This window comes from Vulcanococcus limneticus LL (genome assembly GCF_943369875.1).
In the GTDB taxonomy this organism is placed as follows: domain Bacteria; phylum Cyanobacteriota; class Cyanobacteriia; order PCC-6307; family Cyanobiaceae; genus Vulcanococcus; species Vulcanococcus limneticus_A.
On sequence record NZ_CALROT020000001.1, the window covers coordinates 364,603 to 385,131 of the forward strand.

At 70.7% G+C, this 20,529-nt stretch carries 17 protein-coding genes and 1 pseudogene; 3 read left to right on the forward strand and 15 right to left on the reverse strand.

Going from position 1 to position 20,529, the window contains the following annotated elements; translation table 11 throughout:
• Window positions 1-32 precede the first annotated feature (32 nt).
• On the forward strand, window positions 33-500 hold the full coding sequence (locus ACLV7J_RS01745) for a CBS domain-containing protein (RefSeq protein ID WP_411867393.1): 468 nt from the start codon (window positions 33-35) through the stop codon (window positions 498-500).
• Here the strand turns inward: ACLV7J_RS01745 and ACLV7J_RS01750 are convergent, their stop codons facing one another.
• From ACLV7J_RS01750 to ACLV7J_RS01760, 3 genes are all read right to left on the reverse strand, one after another.
• Window positions 501-2,009: a hypothetical protein gene (locus ACLV7J_RS01750; protein ID WP_411867581.1), complete on the reverse strand. Its 1,509-nt coding sequence runs from the start codon at window positions 2,007-2,009 to the stop codon at window positions 501-503.
• A gap of 86 nt (window positions 2,010-2,095) precedes the next feature.
• Entirely contained in the window at window positions 2,096-2,749 is a 654-nt protein-coding gene (gene pdeM / locus ACLV7J_RS01755) for a ligase-associated DNA damage response endonuclease PdeM (RefSeq protein ID WP_411867394.1), read from the reverse strand.
• Between the two features lie 10 nt (window positions 2,750-2,759).
• A complete protein-coding gene (locus ACLV7J_RS01760) occupies window positions 2,760-3,338 on the reverse strand; it encodes a glutathione S-transferase family protein (RefSeq protein ID WP_411867395.1) in 579 nt (192 codons plus the stop codon).
• A gap of 73 nt (window positions 3,339-3,411) precedes the next feature.
• On the opposite strand from ACLV7J_RS01760, the gene ACLV7J_RS01765 reads away from it, so the two are divergent.
• The gene (locus ACLV7J_RS01765; protein ID WP_411867396.1) at window positions 3,412-5,676 is read left to right on the forward strand and encodes a 4Fe-4S binding protein; all 2,265 of its coding nucleotides are present in this window, start codon (window positions 3,412-3,414) and stop codon (window positions 5,674-5,676) included.
• Here ACLV7J_RS01765 and ACLV7J_RS01770 read toward each other — a convergent pair.
• Together ACLV7J_RS01770 and ACLV7J_RS01775 are read right to left on the reverse strand one after the other, a co-directional pair.
• The gene (locus ACLV7J_RS01770; protein WP_411867397.1) at window positions 5,673-5,987 is read right to left on the reverse strand and encodes a hypothetical protein; all 315 of its coding nucleotides are present in this window, start codon (window positions 5,985-5,987) and stop codon (window positions 5,673-5,675) included. The genes ACLV7J_RS01765 and ACLV7J_RS01770 overlap by 4 nt on opposite strands.
• A 42-nt stretch (window positions 5,988-6,029) precedes the next feature.
• Window positions 6,030-6,515 carry a gamma-glutamylcyclotransferase gene (locus ACLV7J_RS01775; protein WP_411867398.1) on the reverse strand — a complete coding sequence of 162 codons (486 nt, stop codon included), beginning with the start codon at window positions 6,513-6,515 and terminating at the stop codon, window positions 6,030-6,032.
• Between the two features lie 166 nt (window positions 6,516-6,681).
• On the opposite strand from ACLV7J_RS01775, the gene ACLV7J_RS01780 reads away from it, so the two are divergent.
• The gene (locus ACLV7J_RS01780) at window positions 6,682-6,909 is read left to right on the forward strand and encodes a hypothetical protein (protein WP_411867399.1); all 228 of its coding nucleotides are present in this window, start codon (window positions 6,682-6,684) and stop codon (window positions 6,907-6,909) included.
• Window positions 6,910-7,074: 165 nt separating this feature from the next.
• Here the strand turns inward: ACLV7J_RS01780 and ACLV7J_RS01785 are convergent, their stop codons facing one another.
• From ACLV7J_RS01785 to ACLV7J_RS01830, 10 genes and pseudogenes are all read right to left on the reverse strand, one after another.
• Window positions 7,075-9,039 (reverse strand): CHASE domain-containing protein, encoded by a 1,965-nt coding sequence (locus tag ACLV7J_RS01785; RefSeq protein ID WP_411867400.1) that lies wholly within the window; start codon window positions 9,037-9,039, stop codon window positions 7,075-7,077.
• Between the two features lie 228 nt (window positions 9,040-9,267).
• Window positions 9,268-11,808, reverse strand: a complete 2,541-nt coding sequence (locus ACLV7J_RS01790; RefSeq protein ID WP_411867401.1) for a ligase-associated DNA damage response DEXH box helicase — start codon at window positions 11,806-11,808, stop codon at window positions 9,268-9,270.
• The gene (locus tag ACLV7J_RS01795; protein ID WP_411867402.1) at window positions 11,805-12,710 is read right to left on the reverse strand and encodes a LysR substrate-binding domain-containing protein; all 906 of its coding nucleotides are present in this window, start codon (window positions 12,708-12,710) and stop codon (window positions 11,805-11,807) included. The genes ACLV7J_RS01790 and ACLV7J_RS01795 overlap by 4 nt, the downstream gene beginning before the upstream one ends.
• Window positions 12,704-14,473: an ATP-dependent DNA ligase gene (locus tag ACLV7J_RS01800; protein ID WP_411867403.1), complete on the reverse strand. Its 1,770-nt coding sequence runs from the start codon at window positions 14,471-14,473 to the stop codon at window positions 12,704-12,706. Before ACLV7J_RS01800 ends, ACLV7J_RS01795 begins: the two co-directional genes overlap by 7 nt.
• 3 nt (window positions 14,474-14,476) lie before the next feature.
• Window positions 14,477-15,580 carry a ligase-associated DNA damage response exonuclease gene (locus tag ACLV7J_RS01805; RefSeq protein ID WP_411867404.1) on the reverse strand — a complete coding sequence of 368 codons (1,104 nt, stop codon included), beginning with the start codon at window positions 15,578-15,580 and terminating at the stop codon, window positions 14,477-14,479.
• 36 nt (window positions 15,581-15,616) lie between these two features.
• Entirely contained in the window at window positions 15,617-16,573 is a 957-nt protein-coding gene (locus tag ACLV7J_RS01810) for an aldo/keto reductase (RefSeq protein ID WP_411867405.1), read from the reverse strand.
• Between the two features lie 102 nt (window positions 16,574-16,675).
• The gene (locus ACLV7J_RS01815) at window positions 16,676-16,915 is read right to left on the reverse strand and encodes a hypothetical protein (RefSeq protein ID WP_411867406.1); all 240 of its coding nucleotides are present in this window, start codon (window positions 16,913-16,915) and stop codon (window positions 16,676-16,678) included.
• Between the two features lie 79 nt (window positions 16,916-16,994).
• Window positions 16,995-17,495 (reverse strand): annotated as a pseudogene (gene nadA, locus ACLV7J_RS01820) (quinolinate synthase NadA); the annotation flags it as partial.
• Window positions 17,496-17,808: 313 nt separating this feature from the next.
• Window positions 17,809-18,834: a hypothetical protein gene (locus ACLV7J_RS01825; protein ID WP_411867407.1), complete on the reverse strand. Its 1,026-nt coding sequence runs from the start codon at window positions 18,832-18,834 to the stop codon at window positions 17,809-17,811.
• A gap of 4 nt (window positions 18,835-18,838) precedes the next feature.
• Window positions 18,839-20,209, reverse strand: a complete 1,371-nt coding sequence (locus ACLV7J_RS01830; protein WP_411867408.1) for an ABC transporter substrate-binding protein — start codon at window positions 20,207-20,209, stop codon at window positions 18,839-18,841.
• Window positions 20,210-20,529: the final 320 nt, after the last annotated feature.

Consider the following 20,529-nt stretch of genomic DNA (forward strand, 5'->3'; position numbering starts at 1 on the left):
CGGGCGAGAATGGGCCCAGCAGCGGACGAGCGATGGTGGTGGAACGGAGCGTGGCCGAGGTGATGACCGCGCCGGTGCTCAGCGTCGCCGTGGACACGCCCCTGCAGGAGGCGGTGAAGCTGCTCAGCGAGCACCACATCAGCGGCCTGCCGGTGGTCGATGCCGGCGGTGCCCTGGTGGGCGAGCTCAGCGAGCAGGACCTGATGGTGCGCGAGAGCGGCTTCGACGCCGGCCCCTACGTGATGCTGCTGGATGCGGTGATCTACCTGCGCAATCCCCTGGAGTGGGACAAGCAGGTGCACCAGGTGCTCGGCAACAGCGTGGGCGAGGTGATGGGCCACCATCCCCACTCCTGCGGCCCGGACACCAGCCTGCCGGCGGCGGCGCGCCAGCTGCACACCAGCAGCACCCAGCGCCTGTTCGTGCTCGATGGCGAGCGCCGTCCGGTGGGCGTGCTCACCCGCGGCGATGTGGTGCGGGCCCTGGCCGCCGCCGAGTGACTACGGCGGGGCTGCCCGCGGCGCTGCCCCGGGGGGCTGGGCTGCGGGCAGCGGCGGGGGTGGCAGCAGTGGCGCCGCGGGCGTGATCGGTGCGGGCGAGGGCGCGGTCGTCCCTGGAGCGCCGCTGCCGCTGTCCGGGGCCGCATCCTGACCTGCCTCCGGGGTCTCCGTGGCCGGCCCGCCGCTGCCGGGCAGGGCGCCGGGTTCGGGCGTGACCGCCTCGGGATCCTCCGGCAGGCTCTGACCCTCCTGCAGCAGCAGCGGCGGCGGCAGGTCCGGGGCCAGCGGCGCGTCCACCGGGCTGCGGTCCTCCCCCTGCTGCTGCAGTTCCCGCAGGGCCATCGGGTCGGCGGTGATCGGCGGCTCCCGCAGCGGCGCGCGCACCCCCAGCCGCTGGGGGTCCTGCGGGCCGCGGGGCGCCCAGATCAGCCGCGCCACCGGCTGGACCCCCTCCTCCATCAGCCGGTTGAAACCCGCCAGGGCCCGATCGAGCAGCTGGCCGCCGAGGGTCTGGCCGCACTGCAGCGGGTTGCCGCAGCTTCGGGCGCCGAAGCGGGGCGTGAGGCTGGCCAGCAGGTCGCCCTGGAGCGGCACGCTGCGCCGGCTCAGCCGCAGCAGATAGGGCACGTGCACGAAGCTGGTGGCGCCGCCGCTGATCCAGTTGGCGTCCGCCTCACTGAAGTCCTTCACCCCCGGGATGATCAGCCGGCTCTTGGAGGCGTGGTCGGGCAGGTAGGCGGCCCGCAGGCCCCGCTCGCGGGCCAGGGCCCGCGTCTGCTCGAGGGTCAGCCCCTCCCGGCTCATCAGCACCTCCAGGCGGCCGTCGCCGCGCAGGCCGATCACCATGCGGATGCGCGGCAGGAAGTAGCGGATCTGCTGCCCCATCGAGATGCTGTAGGCGCCGCGGTAGTCGCTGGGGGGCGATTCGAGGTCGTTGTAGAGGCTGTGCAGGCCGCCGATGAAGCTGTCGTAGTCGGCGGCCCGCTCGGGGGTGAGTTCGCCGTAGCTGAAGTCCACCCGGCCGTCGTGGCGGATGCCGATGAAGGCCCGCTGGCGGGCGGCGGTGCGGTTGCGGCCCCGCCACACCCGCTCGCCGAGCTTGATGTCCCCCAGGGGAACGGTGATCTCCTGGCCGCTGTTGTTGACGTGCCGCTCGTACATCGGCCCGCTCACGTAGGCCAGGGCGGCGCTGTCGGCGTAGGCGTCGGCTTCCCGGTCCCAGCCCTCCAGCAGGTCGAGGCGCACCTTGCGGGGGTCGAAGTCCAGGGCGAAGACGGCGTCGTCCGGGGCGTAGCGGAACACCTCCTCGCCGCTGGCCAGGGGCGTGGCGTCGGCCGGGCGCCGCTTCTCCGGCAGGGGCGGGGCGATCGCCACCAGCACCGCCAGGGTGCCGGCTGGAATCCCCAGGCTCAGCCAGCGCTTGCGCCGCCACAGGGGCCTGCGGCGGGGGGCGGCCTGCGCGGCGCGCGGGGAGGGTGGGGCGGACAGGGGCGGCGTGGCTCGATCCAGGGTGCTCGGTTGGCTGGGGAACTACCGCTCGGGAGAGCCCCGGATCGGCCGCAATCCCTGGAATCTAGGAGCAGCCAGCCGCTCCCCTAGACGCCGGCGGGCAGCTCCAGCACGGCGCCCTCCGCCACCACCCAGCGCCGTAGTCCCGGTGGGCAGGGGTGACCGCCAGTGAGCCGGCCGAAGGAGGGCAGCAGCAGCCGCGGTGCCCCGGGGTCGAGGGCGAAGCAGGGCAGCCGCAGCCGGTCGGCGCCGGGCCGGCCCGTCCGGCCGCCCCCCAGCAGCGCCACCGGGTGCAGGTGGCCGCAGACGTTGAGCAGCCCCGGCGCGCCCGGCGGCTCCGGTTCATGGCTCAGCCACAGCGGGCCGCGCCGCTGGGAGGGCTGGGCCGGCAGCCCCTCGATCCAGCTGCCCCGCTCGTGGTTGCCGCCGATCAGTCCGAAGCGGCAGCCCAGCAGCTCCGGCAGGGCCGCCAGCTTGGCGCGCAGCTCCGCCGTCAGGCCCAGGCGGCTGTGGATCAGGTCGCCGAGCACGAGCACCTCCGCCGGCCGCAGGCGGTGGGCCAGCTCCAGCAGGGGATTGAGGGTGGCGCCGTCACCGTCGCTGGGCAGGGGCACGCCCTGGGCCTGGAAGCTCTCGGCCTTGCCCAGGTGCAGATCCGCCAGCAGCAGCAGGCGCTCGCCCGGCAGCCAGAGCGCCCGCTGCGGTAGCAGCTCCAGTGTGCTTTCTCCCCAGACCAGCACGGCGGCGCGCTCAGGCCAGGCCCATCACCGTGCGGTAGGCGGGTCGGGCCTGGGTGGCGGCGATGGTGGCTTGCACGTGGGGCCAGGGGCTGAGGTCGATCTGGGGGAAGAAGATCGGCAGGTAGGCCAGGTGCGCGTTCACGGCACAGTCGGCCACGCTCCAGCCATCCCCCAGCAGGGGGCCCTTGGCCAGCACGGCGTCGAGCACCTCCATCAGCCGCGGGAATTCCCGCTCGCGGCTGCTGGGCACGAACAGGGCGGTGGCCAGGGTGGCGTTGGCGAACAGCACCCACTGCTGGGCCAGGGCCCGCTCGGCTGGGCTGCCGAGCTCGCCGCCGTAGCGCTCCGCCAGATAGAGCAGGATCGCGCCGCTTTCGAACAGCTGCAGCCGGCCCCCCGGCAGGGCGGGGTCCTCATCCACCAGGGCCGGCACCTTGCCGAAGGGGTTGATGGCCGTGAAGGGCTCGGCGCGGTGCTCGCCGGCCTCCAGATCCAGCACGGTCCAGGTGTAGGCGATGCCCCGTTCCGCCATGTACCAGCGGGGCATCGAGGCGCGGCTGCGCAGGCCGCCGTAGAGGGTGAGGGCCATCGGGAAGCAGGGAAGCGGCGGCCATCATCCCGCCGGGGGCCGAACAGTCCATGGCCGCCATCGGTCCATCACAATGGCGTTGAACCGTGAGGGGCCAGTGCCGGAGCCGCAGCTGAGCACCACCGCGGCCGATGCCGCCCCTGCCACCGCGGAGGAGGCCGCCAGCGCCGAGGCCCCCGCCGCGGCGAGCCCGGGGGGGACAGCCCCCGCCGAGGCCCGCGACACCGGCAGCTCCGCCGCCTCCGCCCTGCCCGAGGCCTTCCGCCGGCTGGCGCCCCATGCGGTGGGCCGCACCCGCCGCGGCGTGGTGGGCAGCAGTCGCTACGCCCGCAATCTGCGGGAGGCGATCCGCCGCGCCGCCGAGGATCCCGCCGCCGGCCCGGTGCTGCTGGTGGGGGAGCCCGGGCTGGAGAAGGACAACCTCGCCGCCCTGATCCACTTCGGCTCCCCCGCCCGCCACCAGCTGCTGGTGCGCTTCGATGGCGCCCTGCTGGCGGCCGACGGCAGCGACCTGTTCGGCAGCGCCAGCGGCGCGGGCGAGGACGCCCTGCTCGACACCCTCGGCGCCGGCTCTCTGCTGATCGACAAGCTCGACCAGGTGCCCCAGGCCCTGGTGCCCGGCCTGCTGGAACTGGCCCGCAGCGGCCGCTGGACGCCGCCGGGCGGCACGGGCCCGGCGCGGCAGTTCCAGGGGCGGCTGTTCTTCACCAGCGAGGCGGCCCAGCCGAGCTTCGATCGTGTGTGCACCCTGATCCGGGTGCCGCCGCTGCGGGTGCGCCGCCAGGACCTGGGGGAGTGGATCCGCTACGGCGTGCGCCAGCGCAGCCGCAAGCTCGGCTGGGCTCAGCCGCCGGAGGTGCCCGAGGCGGCGGTGAAGCGCCTGCAGAGCTACGACTTCCCCAACAACCTGCGGGAGCTGGAGGTGCTGATCTACCGGGCCCTGCAGCAGGCCCGCCAGGTGCAGCCCGAGCTGAGCGAGCTGCCGGAGGACGTGTTCTGGACCACCCCCCGCCAGCAGCGCCTGCGCTTCGACCTCTGGCGCTGGAAGCCCCAGCTGCGCGACTGGATGCGCTCGCCGCGGCTGTGGAACGGCCTGCTGTTCGGCCTGGTGAGCTGGGTGTTCGTGCTGGTGAATCTCTGGCTGTGGCTCGGCCCCCAGGACCGGGCCCACAACGGCGCCCTCAACCTGTTCTGGGCCTGGTGGTGGCCCCTGATCCTGCTCAGCTTTCCGTTGGTGGGCCGGCTGTGGTGCTCCTTCTGCCCGTTCATGGTGTGGGGCGAGATCAGCCAGCGCCTGGCCCGGCGCCTGGGCTGGCAGCCGGCCGCCTGGCCCCGGGGCAACAGCGACACCTGGGCCTCGCCGCTGCTGGCGGCGGGCTTCGCGGGGATCCTGCTGTGGGAGGAGACGGCGGACCTGCTCAACACCGCCTGGCTGAGCAGCTGCCTGCTGCTGCTGATCACCGCCGGCGCCGTGGTGGGCTCGCTGCGCTTCCAGAAGCGCTTCTGGTGCCGCTACCTCTGCCCGGTGGGGGGCATGAACGGCCTGTTCGCCAAGCTCTCGATCCTGGAGCTGCGGGCCCAGGCGGGCACCTGCAGCGGCAGCTGCAGCACCTACGCCTGCTTCAAGGGCGGGCCGGCCGATGGCGAGGGGATGGCCACTGCCGGCTGCCCGCTCGGCACCCATCCGGCCCACCTGGCCGACAACCGCAACTGCGTGCTCTGCCTCACCTGCGCCCAGGCCTGCCCGCACCGCTCGGTGCAGCTGAGCCTGCGGCCCCCCGCCGCCGATCTCCAGCGCGACATGACCCCGCCGGTAGGCGAGCCGGGCCTGATCCTGGTGCTCGCCGGCGACATCGGCCTGCACCACTGGTCGAAGCTGCTGGGCTGGCTGCCGCTGGCTCCCGAGAGCCTCAGCGCCGGTCCGCTGCTGCCGCGGCTGGCCTTTGCCACCCTGGCCCTGGCGATCCCCTCGGCCCTGTTCCTGCTGGCGCGGCTGGCCTTCTCCAGCGTGCGGCTGCGGCGCACCCTCTACGGCCTGCTGCCCCTGATCTGGGGCCTGCTGCTGGCGCGGCACCTGCCGGTGGGCATGGCCGAGGCCGGCGCCCTGCTGCCCGTGAGCCTGGCGCCGCTGGATCCGGCCTGGGCGGCCAGCCTGCCGGCCTGGCGCGCCGATCCCCACGTGATCGGCTTCTGCCAGAGCGCGGCGGTGCTCACCGGCCTGGTGGGGGCGCTGGTGGTGCTGCGCCGGCTGCTGCAGACGAGCCAGCTGGCCTGGGGTGGGGCGTCGGTGCTGGCGGTGCTGCTGGCCGCCGCCGGCCGCTGGCTGGTGGCGGCCTAGGTGCCGCGGCAGAGGCGCTGCAGGTCGCCGAAGCGGTAGAGCTCCACGGGCTTGGAGGGGTCGGATTCGGCCAGCCGGGTGTTCTTGGTGAGCAGGTGATCAGCGCCCAGCTGGTTGGCCACCGCGATGCGGGCGTTGCCGCTGGCACTGGCCCAGCGATGGCAGTCCTGGGTGAGGTCGCCGGCCTGCAGGGGCAGCGGGCTGAGGGCGCCGGCCAGGGCCACGCCGGCGGCGAGGGCGGCGGGCCCCAGGGCGGCACTCCTGCGCCGGCCTGCACCGTTCCACCCCTGCGCGCCCCTGCTGTGCCCCATCGCCGCTCGGCTCCGTTCCGGCCGGCATTGTGGCCTGGCCGCTCAGGTCTGCGTCCTGCCCCGGCCGCGCCAGCGGCCATCGGCCAGCAGCCGGGCATGGCGCACCTGCCGCGGCCGGCCCAGGTACACCCAGGCGTGGCTGCCATCCAGCAGCTGCAGCCAGTGGCGCCCGTAGAGACGGGGGCAGCCCTCCAGCAGGTCGAGCTGGGCCAGGCCGTTGGCGCTGACGCGGTAGAGCTCGCCTTGGATCGGCGCGAGGGCGCTGTCTGCCGCTGCCGTGGCGCTGGTCTCGGTTGTGCTGCTCGCCTCGGCGTCGCTCGCGGTTACGCCGCTTGAGGCCTCCAGATCACCGGCGACGGCCACGGCCATGGGGAAGGGCCCCAGGTCGAACAGCTGGGCGCCGCCCAGCTGCCGTTGGCCCACGAAGCTGGCCCCCGCCAGCCAGTGGTGGTTGCTGTGGCCCCGCTGGAGCGTGCCGTAGACGAACACCGGTTCACCGGCCGCCCCCGGACCGCCCGCCAGGGCCATGGCCTCGGGGTCGTGGTTCGCGGGCTTGCGGGGCGCGGGGGCTGGAGGCGTGGGGGCAACGGGCGCAGATGCATCTTCTGCATCCAGGTGCTGGTTGTGTGCCATCGGCTACCCGGATCCGGCCACGCTCGATCAGGATTCTCCTGGACCCAACGGGCACACCGCCATGGCCCAGCGCCGCCAGCTTCTCCAGCTCCCCTCCGAGACCCTGTTCGGCATCGAGCAGCGCATCGACAGCCTGGAGCGCGACCAGCTGTTCGAAGAGGCCTACGCCCTGCGCATGGAGATGGCCGAGTGGCTGCTGGCCAGCCCCGGGTCCGCCGACCCCCTGCTCACGGTGACGGCGCTGCTGCGGCGCCGCAGCCCCGAGGCCGGCCCGCTGCCCCAGACCTGAGCGCCCAGGTGGCCGCCCTCCCTGGGGATAATCAGGCCTTCGCCGCTGCGAGTTGATGACCATCGCCCTGCTGATCGCCCTGGCCGGATCCCTGGTGCTGATGACCGTGATCGTGCGCCGGCTCGAGCGCACCTGAGTCCCGAGGCCTCGGCAACCCCTCCTGTTTCAGGCGGGTGGCAGCGGCAGCTCGGTGGCCACGTCGATGAACCCGTCCGCCTCGTGTTTGGCCTTGTACATCGCCCTGTCGGCCGCAACGAGCAGGCCGTCGGCATCGAGGGCATGGTCGGGCCAGCGGGCAATGCCGATGCTGAGCGATACCGCCACCGACTCCGGTAGGTCGGGGTAGGGCTGCCCCACCCTGTCCCGCAGGGTCTGGGCCAGCGTCACGAGCTGCGTCAGTTCGGGTGCCTCGGGAATCAGCAGCACGAACTCGTCGCCGCCCTGGCGGCAGAGGATGTCGGATTCGCGCAGCTTCTCCCGCAGCCGTGTCGCCACCAGCTGCAGCAGCTGGTCGCCGACGCCGTGGCCGAGGGTGTCGTTCACGGGCTTGAAGCCGTTGATGTCCATGAACATCACCGCCACCTGGTGCTGGTGGCGCCGTGCCATGGCCAGGGCCTGCGCCAGCTGCTCCATCAGCAGGGCCCGGTTCGGCAGGCCCGTGAGGTAGTCGTGGGTGGCCTGGTAGCGCACCGCCTCCTGTTCCTCGTGGCGCTCGGTGATGTCGCGCAGCATCCCCACGAAGTTGGTGATCTGCAGGTGGTTGTCGAGCACGGCATTGATGCTGAGCTCATGGCGCCGCAGCTGGCCGTTGCGGTGGCGGTTCCAGATCTCGCCGTGCCAATGGCCCTGCTGGATGACGCTGTCCCAGAGGTCGCGGTAGAAGGCCTCATCGTGCTGGCCCGACTTGAGCAGGTTGGTCTTGCGGCCGTGGACCATCTGGCGGGAGTAGCCGCTGATCTCGGTGAAGGCCTCGTTGCTGGCGAGCACGAAGCCATTGGCGTCGGTCACCACGATCGCCACCGGGCTGTTCTCGAACACGGTGGTGGCCAGGGCCTGCTCCCGGCTGGCCCGGTCCGCCATCTGGAGCGCCCGCTGCAGCGTGAGCTGGCTGTCCACCAGGGTGCGCAGGCCCAGGGCCGCCGCCAGGCTGATGGCGAGGCCCACCAGACCCCTGATCAGGAGGCTGCTGCTGACCCCGTTGGGGCTGATCTGGTCGGGGGGCAGCTGGATGCCGATCAGCCAGTCGCGGTTCACGACCCGCAGGCTTTGCCAGGTGGGGTGCTGCAGCCGACTGGTTCCATGCACCTTCTGGCTGTCGAACAGCAGGGCACTGGCCAGGGGTTTCGAGCCGTCGAAGATCAACACCGCACTGCGGGCCAGGACGGGGTTCCTGATCGCGGCCAGGGTGGCCTGCAGCAGGTCTTCCATCCGCAGGGGGGCATAGGCCCATCCCTCCAGATGGCGCAGGCGATCGGCTTCGGATCGGGGCTCCTGGCGGTAGACCGGCAGGTAGAGCAGGGTGCCGGGCTGCACGCGCTTCCCCGCCTCCTGCATCAGCTTCACCGGGCCGGTGAGGGCGGGGCCTCCGGTGCTGGCGGCCCACTGCATCGCCTCGCGGCGGGTGGGCTCGGAATACATGTCGAAGCCGATGGCGCGCTGGTTGCGCCAGTCCAGGGGCTCGAGAAAGAGGATCGCGCTGGTGAGGGGGCGACGGCCCGCCGGTCGCACCTGGAAATCGGTCAATCCCTCGCGGCGGGCCTGGGCCTCAAAGGCCGGGATGCCGCCCGGCGGGATGACCGCGGAGTAGCCCACCCCCTGGACCCCCGACAGGGTCGAGGGGGAGAGGGAGAGGGAGCGGTAGAAGCGATTGAACTCCGTTGCCTCCACGGCGGCTGAGCTCTGGAACAGGCCCACCACCGCCGCGAGCACGGCCTGGGTGCTGGTGAACTTGGCCTCAATGGCGCTGGTGATGTCATCGGCGAGGTCGCGCTCGATGCGTTCGTGTTCGGCGCGGCCCTGGCGGCGCTGGCCTTCGCACACCACCCCCGTGAGGCCCAGGCCCAGCACCAGCACCAGCCAGGGCAGGGTCTGGATCGTCGGCCGGCCCAGCCGCTGGCTGCACCGGGCCACGGCGCGGCTGATGCCTGCCTTCAGCCCCGCAGGCCATGGGGCGCGCTGCCCCTGGGCGGGATCGGGTGCTGGCTGAGGGGGCGAGGCTGGCAAGGGCCTACCTCTTCTGGGGCGTGGCTCAGGTGTACAGCAGATCAGGGCGGTTTGGGAGCCGACTTAGAGACTCTTGGCAGAACAACGGGCCTAGATGCAAAAGATGCATGAAACTTGCATCGGACTCCGGAATGATTAGCCCAGCCCCTCGGCCCGCTGGGCCTCCCGCACCAGCCGCTGCACCCGCTCCAGCAGCGATTCGTTGCTCAGCCGGCTGTTGAGGCGCTCCACCAGCAGCGGAAAGGCCAGGGGCCCCGGCCGCCGCGGTGTCTCCAGCACCCAGCGGCTCTCCGCCAGGCGCTGCAGGGCGGCCGCCAGCCGGGGCAGCTCCAGCTGCTGCTCGATCACCTCCCGCCGCGCCTGCTCCAGCAGCCGGTGGCCGGGCTCATGCTTCTGGAACACGTCGAACAGCAGGGCAGCACTGATCTGCAGCTGACCCCCCTGCACCTGCCCGCCGCCCCTGGTCTGGCCGGGCAGGCCGTTGTGCACCAGGCCGCTGATCTGGGCGATGGCGCGGAAGCGGCGGCGGCAGAGCTCGGAGAGGTTCACCGCCTGCTCCAGGTCGGCCTCCAGCTGCTGCTGATCCAGCAATGCATCGCCGTGGAGTTCCAGCAGCTCGGCGAAGGGATAGCCCTTCGGGGCTAACAGCTCAAAGCCGTAGTCGTTCACCGACACGGTGATCGTGCTGGGGCGATGGCGCGCCAGGCGCCAGGCCCAGAGGAAGCCCAGGCCCTCGTGCACGAAGCGTCCCTCAAAGGGGTAGGCGAACAGGTGGCTGCCCTCGCGGCTGCTGCACACCTCCACCAGCAGCTCCTCGGCGCGGGGCAGGCGCGAGAGGTCGGCCTGGCGGCGCAGCAGCGGTTCGAGGGCGCGCAGCTCGGGGCTGTCGAGGTCACCCTCGGCGCAGCGGTGCACCTCCTGGCGCAGCTGGCGGCTGAGCAGGTCCGAGAGGGCCAGCTGGCCCCCGGCCCAGGCCGGCACCGTGCTGCTCTTGCGGGTGGTGGCCTTCACCTGGGCCGTCATCTGCCGCAGCCGCACGAACTCCAGCTGGCGGCCCGCGAAGAAGAACACATCTCCGGGTTTGAGCCGGCCGATGAAAGCCTCCTCCACATGGCCCAGCACTCCCCCGCGCACGAAGCGCACCGTCACGGCCCGATCGGCGGTGATCGTGCCGATGTGGAGCCGGTGCAGGCGGGCGATGGCGGTCTCGCGCACCACGTAGGCGAAGGGCTGCCCCGGCGCCGGGGTGGCGTCGCGATCGAGGCGGCCGTCGGGCGTGAGGGCGGCCCGCTGCAGCTTGCGGTAGCGCGGGTAGGCCCCCAGGCACTCGCCGCCCTCTTCGAGGAAGCGCAGGCACCAGGCCCAGTCGGCGTCGCTGAGCTGGCGGTAGCTCCAGCAGCGCCGCACCACCGGCAGCTCCCGCTCCGGCACGAAGCCCGGCCCGCAGGCCAGGCTCACCAGGTGCTGCAGCAGTACATCCAGCGGCAGCCCCGGCGGCCGGCGCGTTTCTACCAGGCCCTTGGCCAGGCCCCTCCGCATGGCGCTCACCTCCAGCAGCTCCAGGGCGTTGGTGGGCATGAACAGCACCTGGGCGGTGCCGCCGGGGGTATGGGCGCTGCGGCCGGCCCGCTGCAGCAGCCGCGCCAGGTTCTTGGCCGAGCCGATCTGCACCACCCGCTCCACCGGCTGGAAATCCACCCCCAGGTCCAGGGAGCTGGTGGCCACCACCCAGCGCAGCTGCCCGGCCTTCACGCCCGCCTCGATCGCCTCGCGCTCGCCGCGGTCGATGGCGCTGTGGTGCAGGGCCAGGGCCCCCTCCAGCTCCGGGCAGGCGTAGCGCAGGCACTGGTGCCAGCGCTCGGCCTGGTTGCGGGTGTTGGTGAACAGCAGGGTGGAGATCGCCGGATCGAGGGCGGCCACCAGTTCCTCGTACATGCGCAGGCCCAGGTGGCCGGCCCAGGGGAAGCCGTCGATGGCCTCCGGCAGCAGGCTGCGGATGGCGGTGCCGCGCCGCAGCGGCGCCGTGATCAGCGTGGGCACCGCCCCCACCCCCACGGCCACCTGGGCCGCCTCCTCGAGGTTGCCGATGGTGGCGCTGAGGGCCCAGGTGCGCAGCTCGCTCCGCAGGGCCCGCAGCCAGCCCAGGCACAGCTCGCTCTGGCTGCCGCGCTTGCTGCCCATCAGCTCGTGCCACTCGTCGAGCACCACCGCCTGCAGCTGGCCGAACAGCTCCGGGGCCTTCGCATTGCTGATCAGCAGCGCCAGCGATTCGGGCGTGGTGATCAGGATCTGGGGCGGGGTGCGCAGCTGGCGGGTGCGCTCGCTGCTGGGGGTGTCGCCGTGGCGGATGCCCACCCGGATCGGCCAGCCCATGGCCTCGATCGGCTGCTGCAGCGCCAGGGCCAGGTCGCGGCTGAGGGCCCGCAGAGGGGTGAGCACCACCAGCCGGATGCCGGGGGAGAGCCCCCGGCCGCTGCCCCGCTCCGCCACCCCGGCCTCGGCGAGCATCGTGGCGATCGGGCCCATCACGGCGGCGTAGGTCTTGCCAGAGCCGGTGGGTACCTGGATCAGGCCGCTCTCGCCGCGCAGGTGGGCGCGCCAGCTCTGGCGCTGGAAGGGCAGCGGCCGCCAGCCCTGCTGGGCGAACCAGGCCTCGATCGGCGCCAGGCGCTTCATGGGCCGGAAGGCGGTGGCGTGAGCACCAGTTCGCCATGGGCGGCGGCCCAGGGCTCGAGCCGCTGGCGCAGCAGCTCCGCCAGGGCCAGGGTGCGCGGGTGCTCGGCCCACTCGCGCCGCACCACCAGGGCCTCGCCGCTGCTGATCGGCAGCTGCAGCGGCAGCCGCACCAGCTGCCCAGCCACCTGCTCGCTGAGCACCGTGGCGTAGCCCACCTGCAACTCCTGTTCGCTCTTGCCCTCCCAGCGCTCGCGCCGGTAGCGGGCCATGCGGATGGGGCTGCTCCACAGGCCCAGGGCCCGCAGGCTGGCCTCCACCTTGGGGTAGGTGCCGGGCGGCAGGGCCAGGGAGGGGAAGGCGGCCACATCGTCCCAGCTCAGCGGCTCGCCCCGCTCCAGCGGCTGCAGCAGCGGATGGCCCGGCGCCACCACCAGATGCACGGGCATCGTGCACAGCGGAAGCGTGCGGAAGGTCGGGTCGTCGGCCTCGGGCCAGTCGGGGCCACCGGTGAGCCAGGCGTCGATGACGCGATCGTGCAGCCACTGCAGCGGCCGCTGCACGCCCACGGTGTCGTGGCGGCCCCCCACCCAGCCCTCCGGCTCCGGGGTGAGCAGCAGCGGTCCGCTCCAGTAGGTGCCCTCGATCCGCAGCGGCCCCTCGCCCAGCCAGCGGGCCGTCTGGTGCACGTGGCGCTCCAGGGCCAGCAGCGTCAGGTTCGGCTCCGGGCCCTGCACCTCCCACTCCTGCTCGCTCTTCTGCAGCGTCAGCTCGAACAGCCGCAGGGCCATCTGCAGGCGCCGGCTCACGTTCGATTGGTTGAGGGCCAGCCGCTGGCCGGCCTCCTGGCCGGAGCGCAGCCACAGGCTCAGGTCCAGGGCGGCGAGCTTGTCGAGGCTCAGCATGCGGGCGCCCCGCCGCCGCTGGCCTCGGCCGCATCCGCCGACTGCAGCAGGGCCAGGGCCGAGGTCAGCGTGTCGGCTTCGTGGGCGGGCTTGTCGCGGCGCCAGCGGGCGATGCGCGGGAAGCGCACGGCGATGCCGCTGCGGTGGCGCCGCGAGGGCTGCAGTCCTTCGAAGGCCAGTTCGAACACCTGCAGGGGCTCCACTGCGCGCACTGGCCCGAAGCGCTCGATCGTATGGCTGCGGATCCAGCGATCGAGCTCCGCGATCTCGGCGTCGCCGAGGCCGGAGTAGGCCTTGGCGAAGGTCACCAGGGCCGGTGTGGGCGCCTCCGGCTGGGGCGGCTCGCTCCAGAGGGCGAAGGTGTAGTCGGTGAACAGGTTGGCGCGGCGACCGCTGCCGGCCTGGGCATACACCAGCACCGCATCGAGCCGCAGGGGCTCCAGCTTGTGCTTCCACCAGTCGCCGCGGCGCCGGCCCACCCCGTAGGGGGAGGTGGCGGCCTTGAGCATCAGCCCCTCGGCCCCGGCGCTGCGGGCCTGCTGGCGCAGGTGCTCCAGGCCCTCCCAGGCGGGCAGGGGCAACCGCGGCGAGAGGCGCAGGAGCCCGGCGCCGGGAGTGGCCGCCGCCTCTGGTAGCTCCTGCAGCAGACACTCCAGGGCGGCGCGGCGCGGCTCCAGGGGCCGGGGGCGCCAGTCCTCGCCGTCCCGTTCGAGCAGGTCGTAGGCCACGAACACCGCCGGACACTCCGCCAGCAGTGCGCGGCCCGGGGCCCGGCGGCCCAGGCGGCGCTGCAGTTGGGCGAAGGGGGCCGGCCGCTCGGCCGCCTCGGGCCACACCAGCACTTCGCCATCGAGCACGGTGCCGTCCGGTAGGGCGGCGGCGGCGGCGATCAGTTCTGGGAAGGCGGCGTTGATCAGCTCCTCGCCGCGGCTCCACAGGAAGCTCTCGCCGCCGCGGCGGATCAGCTGGCCGCGGATGCCGTCCCACTTCCACTCCGCCAGCCAGGCGCCGGCCGGGCCGGGCAGGGGTGGGTCGGCGGGGTCGCCCGGGGGCTCCAGGGGGGAGGCCAGGCAGAAGGGGTAGGGGCGGCTGATCGGGCCGTCCGCGCCGCCGGCCGGGGCCAGCAGCGTCTGCCAGGCCACTGCCGCGGGGTGGGCGCCGCCCTGCCCTGGGCCGGCCAGCGGCAGGCCGCCCATCAGCCGGTGGGCCAGCAGCGACGCCTCCAGGCCGCTCACCTGGCTGAGGGCCCGCAGCACCAGGCCCTGGGCCACCCCCACCCGGAAGCCGCCCGTGAGCAGCTTGTTGGCCACCAGCAGGGCGCCGGGCTCCAGACCCCGCCAGAGCCGTCGCACCGCCTGGGCCTGGGCCTCCCCCTCCAGGGCGGCGGCGGCCGGCAGCAGCTCCGCCATCCAGCGGTGCAGGGGCTGCTCCAGCAAAGGCTCCGGCCGAGAGCCATCTGCCGCTTCCTGGCTCGCCTCGGGCTCCAGCTGTCGCCAGAGCAGGGCGATGGTCTCGGCGGTGTCGCCCACCTGGGCGTAGCAGTCGTCGAACAGCCACTCGGGCAGGGCGCTGCCCTCCAGGGCGATCTGGCGCAGGCGGCGGCCGGTGATCAGGCGCCGGCGCTGCTTGCCCAGGAGCAGGTGCAGGGCCCAGGCGGCATCGGCGGGGTCGGCGGCGGCGAAGTAGGCGGCCAGGGCCTCCACCCGGGCACTGGTGCCGCCGCTCGCATCGAGCTCGCCGAAGAGGGCGGTGAAGCGGCGCATGGGCTAGGCGAGCGGAGTCGCCGCGGGCGTCTCGGCCGCGGGCGTCGCCGGCTCCGCGCCGTCCGGGTCCTCGCCGCCGCGCTCGGCGCTGAAGCCCCCCTCCAGCGGCTCGGCGCAGATCCCCTCCACCTCGCGCAGGTAGCGGGCCAGGCCGTCGCTGTTGCCGTGGGTCACGTACACCTGGCCGGCGCCGCTCTGCCGCACGCTCTGCAGCAGCCCCGGCCAGTCGGCGTGGTCGGAGAGCACGAAGCCGCGCTCGATGCCGCGGCGGCGGCGGGCGCCGCGCACGGCCATCCAGCCGCTCACGAAGGCCGTCTGCGGCCGCTTGAAGCGCCGCATCCAGGGGGCGCGCTGGGCGGCGGGCGGCGCGATCACCAGCCGCCCGGCCAACGACTCTCCCCGCGGCAGCTCGCCCACGGGCCGCGTGGGCGGCAGCGCCACGCCGGCCTCGCGGTAGGGCTCCATCAGGGCCTGCACGGCCCCGTGCAGCAGGATCTCGTCGCCCTCGGCCCCGGGCCGGCCCGCCTGGCCCACCCCGAGGGCCGCCAGCTCCGCCAGCACCCGCTGGGCCTTGCCGAAGGCGTAGCAGAACAGCACCGACGGTTGCTCCGGCGCCGCCTGCCACCAGTCCAGGATCTCCCGGGCCACCGCGGCGCCGCCCTGCCAGCGGTAGATCGGCAGGCCAAAGGTGGCCTCGGTGATGAACACATCGGCGCCCACCGGCTCGAAGGGCGCGCAGCTGGGGTCGGCGCAGCGCTTGTAGTCGCCGCTCACCAGCCAGCTTTCACCGCCGGCCTCCAGCCGGATCTGGGCGCTGCCCAGCACGTGGCCGGCCGCGTGAAACGACACGCGGGCGTCGCCGATGCGGTGTGGCTGGCCGTAGTCCACTGGAATCAGGTGGATCGTGGCGCCCAGGCGCTGGCGCAGGATCCCCTCGCTGCTGCCGATCGCCCAGTACTCGCCGCTGCCGGGGCGGGCGTGGTCGGCGTGGGCATGGGTGATCAGGGCCCGGGGCACCGGCCGCCAGGGGTCGATCCAGGCCGCCGCCGCCGGGCAGTAGAGCCCCTGGGGGGTGAGCTCCAGCAGGCTGCCGGGGGGGAGGGGCATGGGACCGGTCCGGTGATCAGGCGTCGCCCTCAGGCCTCAGGGCTCATCCCAGAGGGCCTGCAGCGTCCAGGGGCTGCCCTCCATCAGCCAGAACGACCCATCCACCAGGCGCCGGTGCTGATCCAGGCCGGCGATCCGCTCGAGATCGGCCGCTGTGAGCTCGATCGCCGCCGCCGCCAGGTTCTCCCGCAGCCGCGCCGGTCTCACCGACTTGGGAATGGTGGAGATGCCGCCCTGCAGCTGCCAGGCGATCAGCACCTGGGCGGGGCTGCAGCCGTGCTCCGCGGCGATCGCGCCGATTACCGGGTTCTCCAGCAGCACCGGTTCATCGGCGCCCTTGAGGGCGGCCGGCCGGTCCTGGGATCCCAGCGGCGAGTAGGCGGTGATGTGCACGCCTGCGGCGGCGCAGTCGGCCACCAGGGCCGGCTGTTGCAGCAGGGGGTGCCGCTCCACCTGGTTCACCTCCGGGCGGATCCGGCCGTGGGCCAGCAGGTCGTGCAGCTTGCGGCTGGAGAAGTTGCTCACGCCGATGTGGCGCGTGAGCCCGGCCTCCAGGGCCGCTTCCATCCCCTCCCAGGTGGCGTGGAGCGGCAGCTGCTCCAGGGGCACCAGTTCGCTGCCGCTGCTGGGGAAGGCCACGCCGGGCTTGATCGGCACCGGCCAGTGGATCAGGTAGAGGTCCAGCCACTCCAGGCCCAGATCCGCGAGGCTGCGGCGCAGGGCCGCCTCCACGTTGTCGCGGCCATGGGCATTGCACCAGAGTTTGGAGGTGATCCACAGCTCCTCACGCCGCACCTCGCCGGCCTCGATGGCGCTGCGGATCGCCTCGCCCACCTCCGGCTCGTTGGCGTAGACGCTGGCGCAGTCAATGTGGCGGTAGCCCAGCCGGATGGCTTCCCGCACGGCGGCCCCCACCTCACCTGGAGCCGATTTCCAGGTGCCCAGCCCGAGCAGGGGCATGCGGTCGCCATTGGCGAAGGCAACGGTGCGCATGGGTGGAGCAAGGGCTGGCGCGCGCACCCTAGGGCTTGGCTCCCACCGGGGTTGCCAGCTCGGTGCCGGCCTCGAGCCGGTGCTGGGCGCTGGCCGGATCGGTCAGGCCGTGGGGGCATCCGGGGCCAGGGCCCGGCTGAGCCGCTCCACCAGCGGCAGCCGCTGCTCCGGATCGCCCACCAGCTGCAGCACCCCGCTCTGGGGCCACCAGTTGAGCTTCAGGTTGCTGACGCCGTCGTCGATCACGGCCACCTCAAAGGCGCCCTTGTGCTCCCAGTGGCACGGCACGTCCAGGCTCTGGAGCAGGTCCTGCAGCTCGCTCAGGCTTCCGTGGAATTCCATCGCCATGCCACTGAGTTTTCGGCATGGTACGGGGATTGAACGGCAGAAATCGGCCACAGATGTGGCACCGGTCCCTGCCTCAGCGGCTCATCTCCAGCATCTTCCGGATCGGTGCCAGGGCCCGCTGGCGCAGGCCTTCGTCCATCACGATCTCGGGCTGCATCGTCTGCAGGCAGTGCTCCAGCTTCTCGAGGGTGTTGAGGCGCATGTAGGGGCAGGCGTTGCAGCTGCAGCCGTCGGCGCCCGGCACCTCGTAGAACGCCTTATCCGGCACCGCCTTGCGCATCTGGTGCAGGATTCCGGGCTCGGTGAGCACGATGAAGCTGGGGGCGGGGCTGGCCTCGGCCCGGTGCAGCAGCTTGCTGGTGGAGCCGATGAAGTCGGCCAGATCAAGCAGGTGCTGCTGGCATTCCGGGTGGGCGAGCACTTCGGCCTGGGGGTGCTCGAGCTTCAGTTGCAGCAGCGCCTGCTCGCTGAAGGTCTCGTGCACGATGCAGCTGCCGGGCCAGAGGGTGAGCTCGCGGCCGCTCTGGCGCTGCACCCAGCGGCCCAGGTTCTGATCCGGGGCGAACAGGATCGGCCAGGTCAGCCGCCTGCAGGTCAACAGCGTAGAAACCATCCCGATCGCCTCGGGCCGGGGATCCGAACAGCGGGACGCTCGCTCCAGGCCGATCAGCCACGGGCGATGCTCTCCCTTGGCAAAGAGGCGCCAGCGGGATGCCGAGCTGCCATCCGCCGACCAGGAAGATCTGCCCCTCACGAACCCCATCGGAGGGAGAGCAGAGAAAGCCGATCTGACGAGAAACTGCCCACTGATGACTCCCTTGGCGCTGTGGATCAGGTGAGCCACGCCTCATCCATAGGAACAGCCGTCAGGAGTCGAAACAGATGGGTTATGGCTGCTCAGGCACTGGATCAGGCCCAGAAGGAGCCTGCCGCCACGCCAGCAACACTGGGATCAGCGAAAGCATCAGGCCGATGACAAGAATCAGCAGCGACAAACGACGAGCCGATTCGTAGACTTGATACTGGAGACTCTCAACCATCAGAGCCGACCGGAAATTTGGAAGATACTGATAGACGCCGATCACCGGTTGAGATTGGCTGTTTAAGTAAAGACCCTCCCCAGATGCTCCTTCCAACGCGCGTCGCAGTCCCTTGCTCTCCAAAGGCACGAAGCCGAAACGGGCCGCCTGCTGTTCTGTGAGAAAACTGGGAGGTGAAATCACGGTGATTCGATCCAGAGAGGTGCGTGCTGCCAGATAGGCATCAACGTCAGGCCCCTTGTTGATCTGAGTGCTACCGCCCTTGAGCTGAGAGGTCACCTGACCATTCAGTCTACGAAGATTGAGATCAATGGCGAGAAAGCCAGCGCGGGTCTGTTGTGCTGTTGTGATTGGCAGAGCCACTGAGATCGACGGTCGCCCGGAGAAGGAATCTGTGAAGAAATTGAGTGGCGTCATAGCCAGATCCACCAAGTCGACACTGGTGGTGGTGTTCTTCAGGGGTTGGTACATGCCAAGCCGCTGCGGGTCTGTGGAGAACACCACAATTCCCCCCTTGGTCAGCAATGAGACACTATTCCGATTGGCTGCGTGGGGCTCAAGCAGCGTCTGAAGCCCGAGGCTCAGCGGATTGTTCTTGTTGGATCGCAGCTGACGTCTTGACTGGAGGATCAATAGCGAGCGACCAACGAGCTCTTGATTCTGGAGATCGCTGCCGATCCGGTTCACCTCTTGACCCCACCACGCGGCGATGCGGTTACGGTTGATCTCCAGCAGTTGCCGTTGTCGTGCGAAGGCCTGTTCAGTCAACGGCCTCGTCGCCATGAAATAGCTGGCGAGGCTGATCATGCTGGTCACGCCCACGGAGGCGACCGAGAGCCTGAGCAGCTGTTCTTTCGTCAGGGATACAGTCATGGCATCAACCCCAGCGTTGCACGATGTCGCGAATGTCGGCGATAGCTTGATCGGCAGCCTTGACCGCGGAACTGGATCCCGTGGCGATCGACTCGATCGCATGGCCCCAGATGTTTTTCGTAATCACTGCGCTGTAGGCGGGGTTCAGAATCCAGGCGGGGGGCTTGACAACCTGAAGATTCTTGATCGCTGTCTGGATATGTTGATCCCGCTCATTGTGCCAGAAGGGCATGGCGATGATCGTTTTTGTGATCGGCAGGAAGCGCCCCTGGGATCCCTCCACATAGCGGCTAAGATTTTCAGGTTTGAGGAGATAGGCAAGAAGACTCCTTGCGGACTCGGCATTGGAGCCTTGAAAAACAACGGCCTGCTTGATTGAGTTAAAGGAGCGAGTCTGCTGTCCATCAAGGCTACTGGGCCAGCGCAGGCTGCCAAGACGCTCAAAGTAGGCTATTTCGTCTGAAATCTGAGATCCAGGAATTGAGAGAGTTGGATTCGCCGTCATCAGTGAAAGACTGCTGAGGAAATGGATGTTGTTGTCCGGGTCACTCCAGCTGGTGGATTTCGGCGGAACGGCTTTTTCCTTGTAGAGATCAGTGTAGTTGCGAAGTGCTGCGATCACCCGGCGGCGCATGTCAGCGTCATCGAGCTGGAACTTCCCCCCTGGATTGATGAGCTGAGCCCCGTGGGCTTCTAAGAAGAATTCAAAGATATAGGTTGTATCCCTAGACTGGCTTGACATCGGTAGGGCAAGGCCGAAGACATCGTCATAGCCCTTGCCTCTCAATCTGCTTTGACAGTCAAACCAGAAGCGCCAGAAACCGTTCCAGTCCTTTGGGATGATCGCCGTGTCGTCAGTGCCTATGGCCTCCTCCAGCAGATCACGCCAGTAGTGAAGGTTTACCGAGTGCTGGGAGAGCGGTGCGCCATAGATGGACTTGGTTCGCGACTCTCTGTTCAGATAGGTTATGCCATCAATAACCCCTGGCAGTAGATCATTTTTAATCGGCCGGATGATGTCATTGAGCGAGACAATCTGATTGCGATAACTTAAGACTGGCACCGTGGTGTCATTGATCCCGTACCCATAGAGAATGTCCGGCACGGGCCCGCCATCCACAGCAGATTGAGCCTTGGCTGTGATCTCATTCTCACTGAAGAATGTGAGGTTCAGCTTCTTCCCTGATAGGCGCGACCAGGCAGTGAAGATACGTTCGATCGCATCAGTTTCTTCCGGGTAGTAACCCTCTGACCACCAGATCTGCAGGTCATGGGGTGCCTGGTTGCCCCCCCCTGATCCAGGCAGGCCAAGCGAGCGGCAGGCGGCTAGACCGCTCGCTATCAGGCCGAGGCCCAGTATTTCGCGACGCTTCATGGCAGGCCGAGTGATGAAGTGATGCTAGCAACGCAGATCGTTGCTGCCTGCATGACATCGCCAAACAAAGCAGGCACCTAGCAACAGACCCACACAAGGAACAGGTTCTAATCACAGAGTCATCCCCATAAAGTGACTCGAACATGGGCCTGAGCAATGGCCTTTCAGCCCTAGCATGACTCGTGAGTCTGTGGTACGAGGATCTACCAGAATCGAGGCAGGAGCTTGGGCATCTGAACGACATCAATCGAATTCGCGGCGGCCTCAACCTGGGTTGCGTCAGCCCGTTGGGGTCTCCGGTGATAGCCTCTATCCTCCTC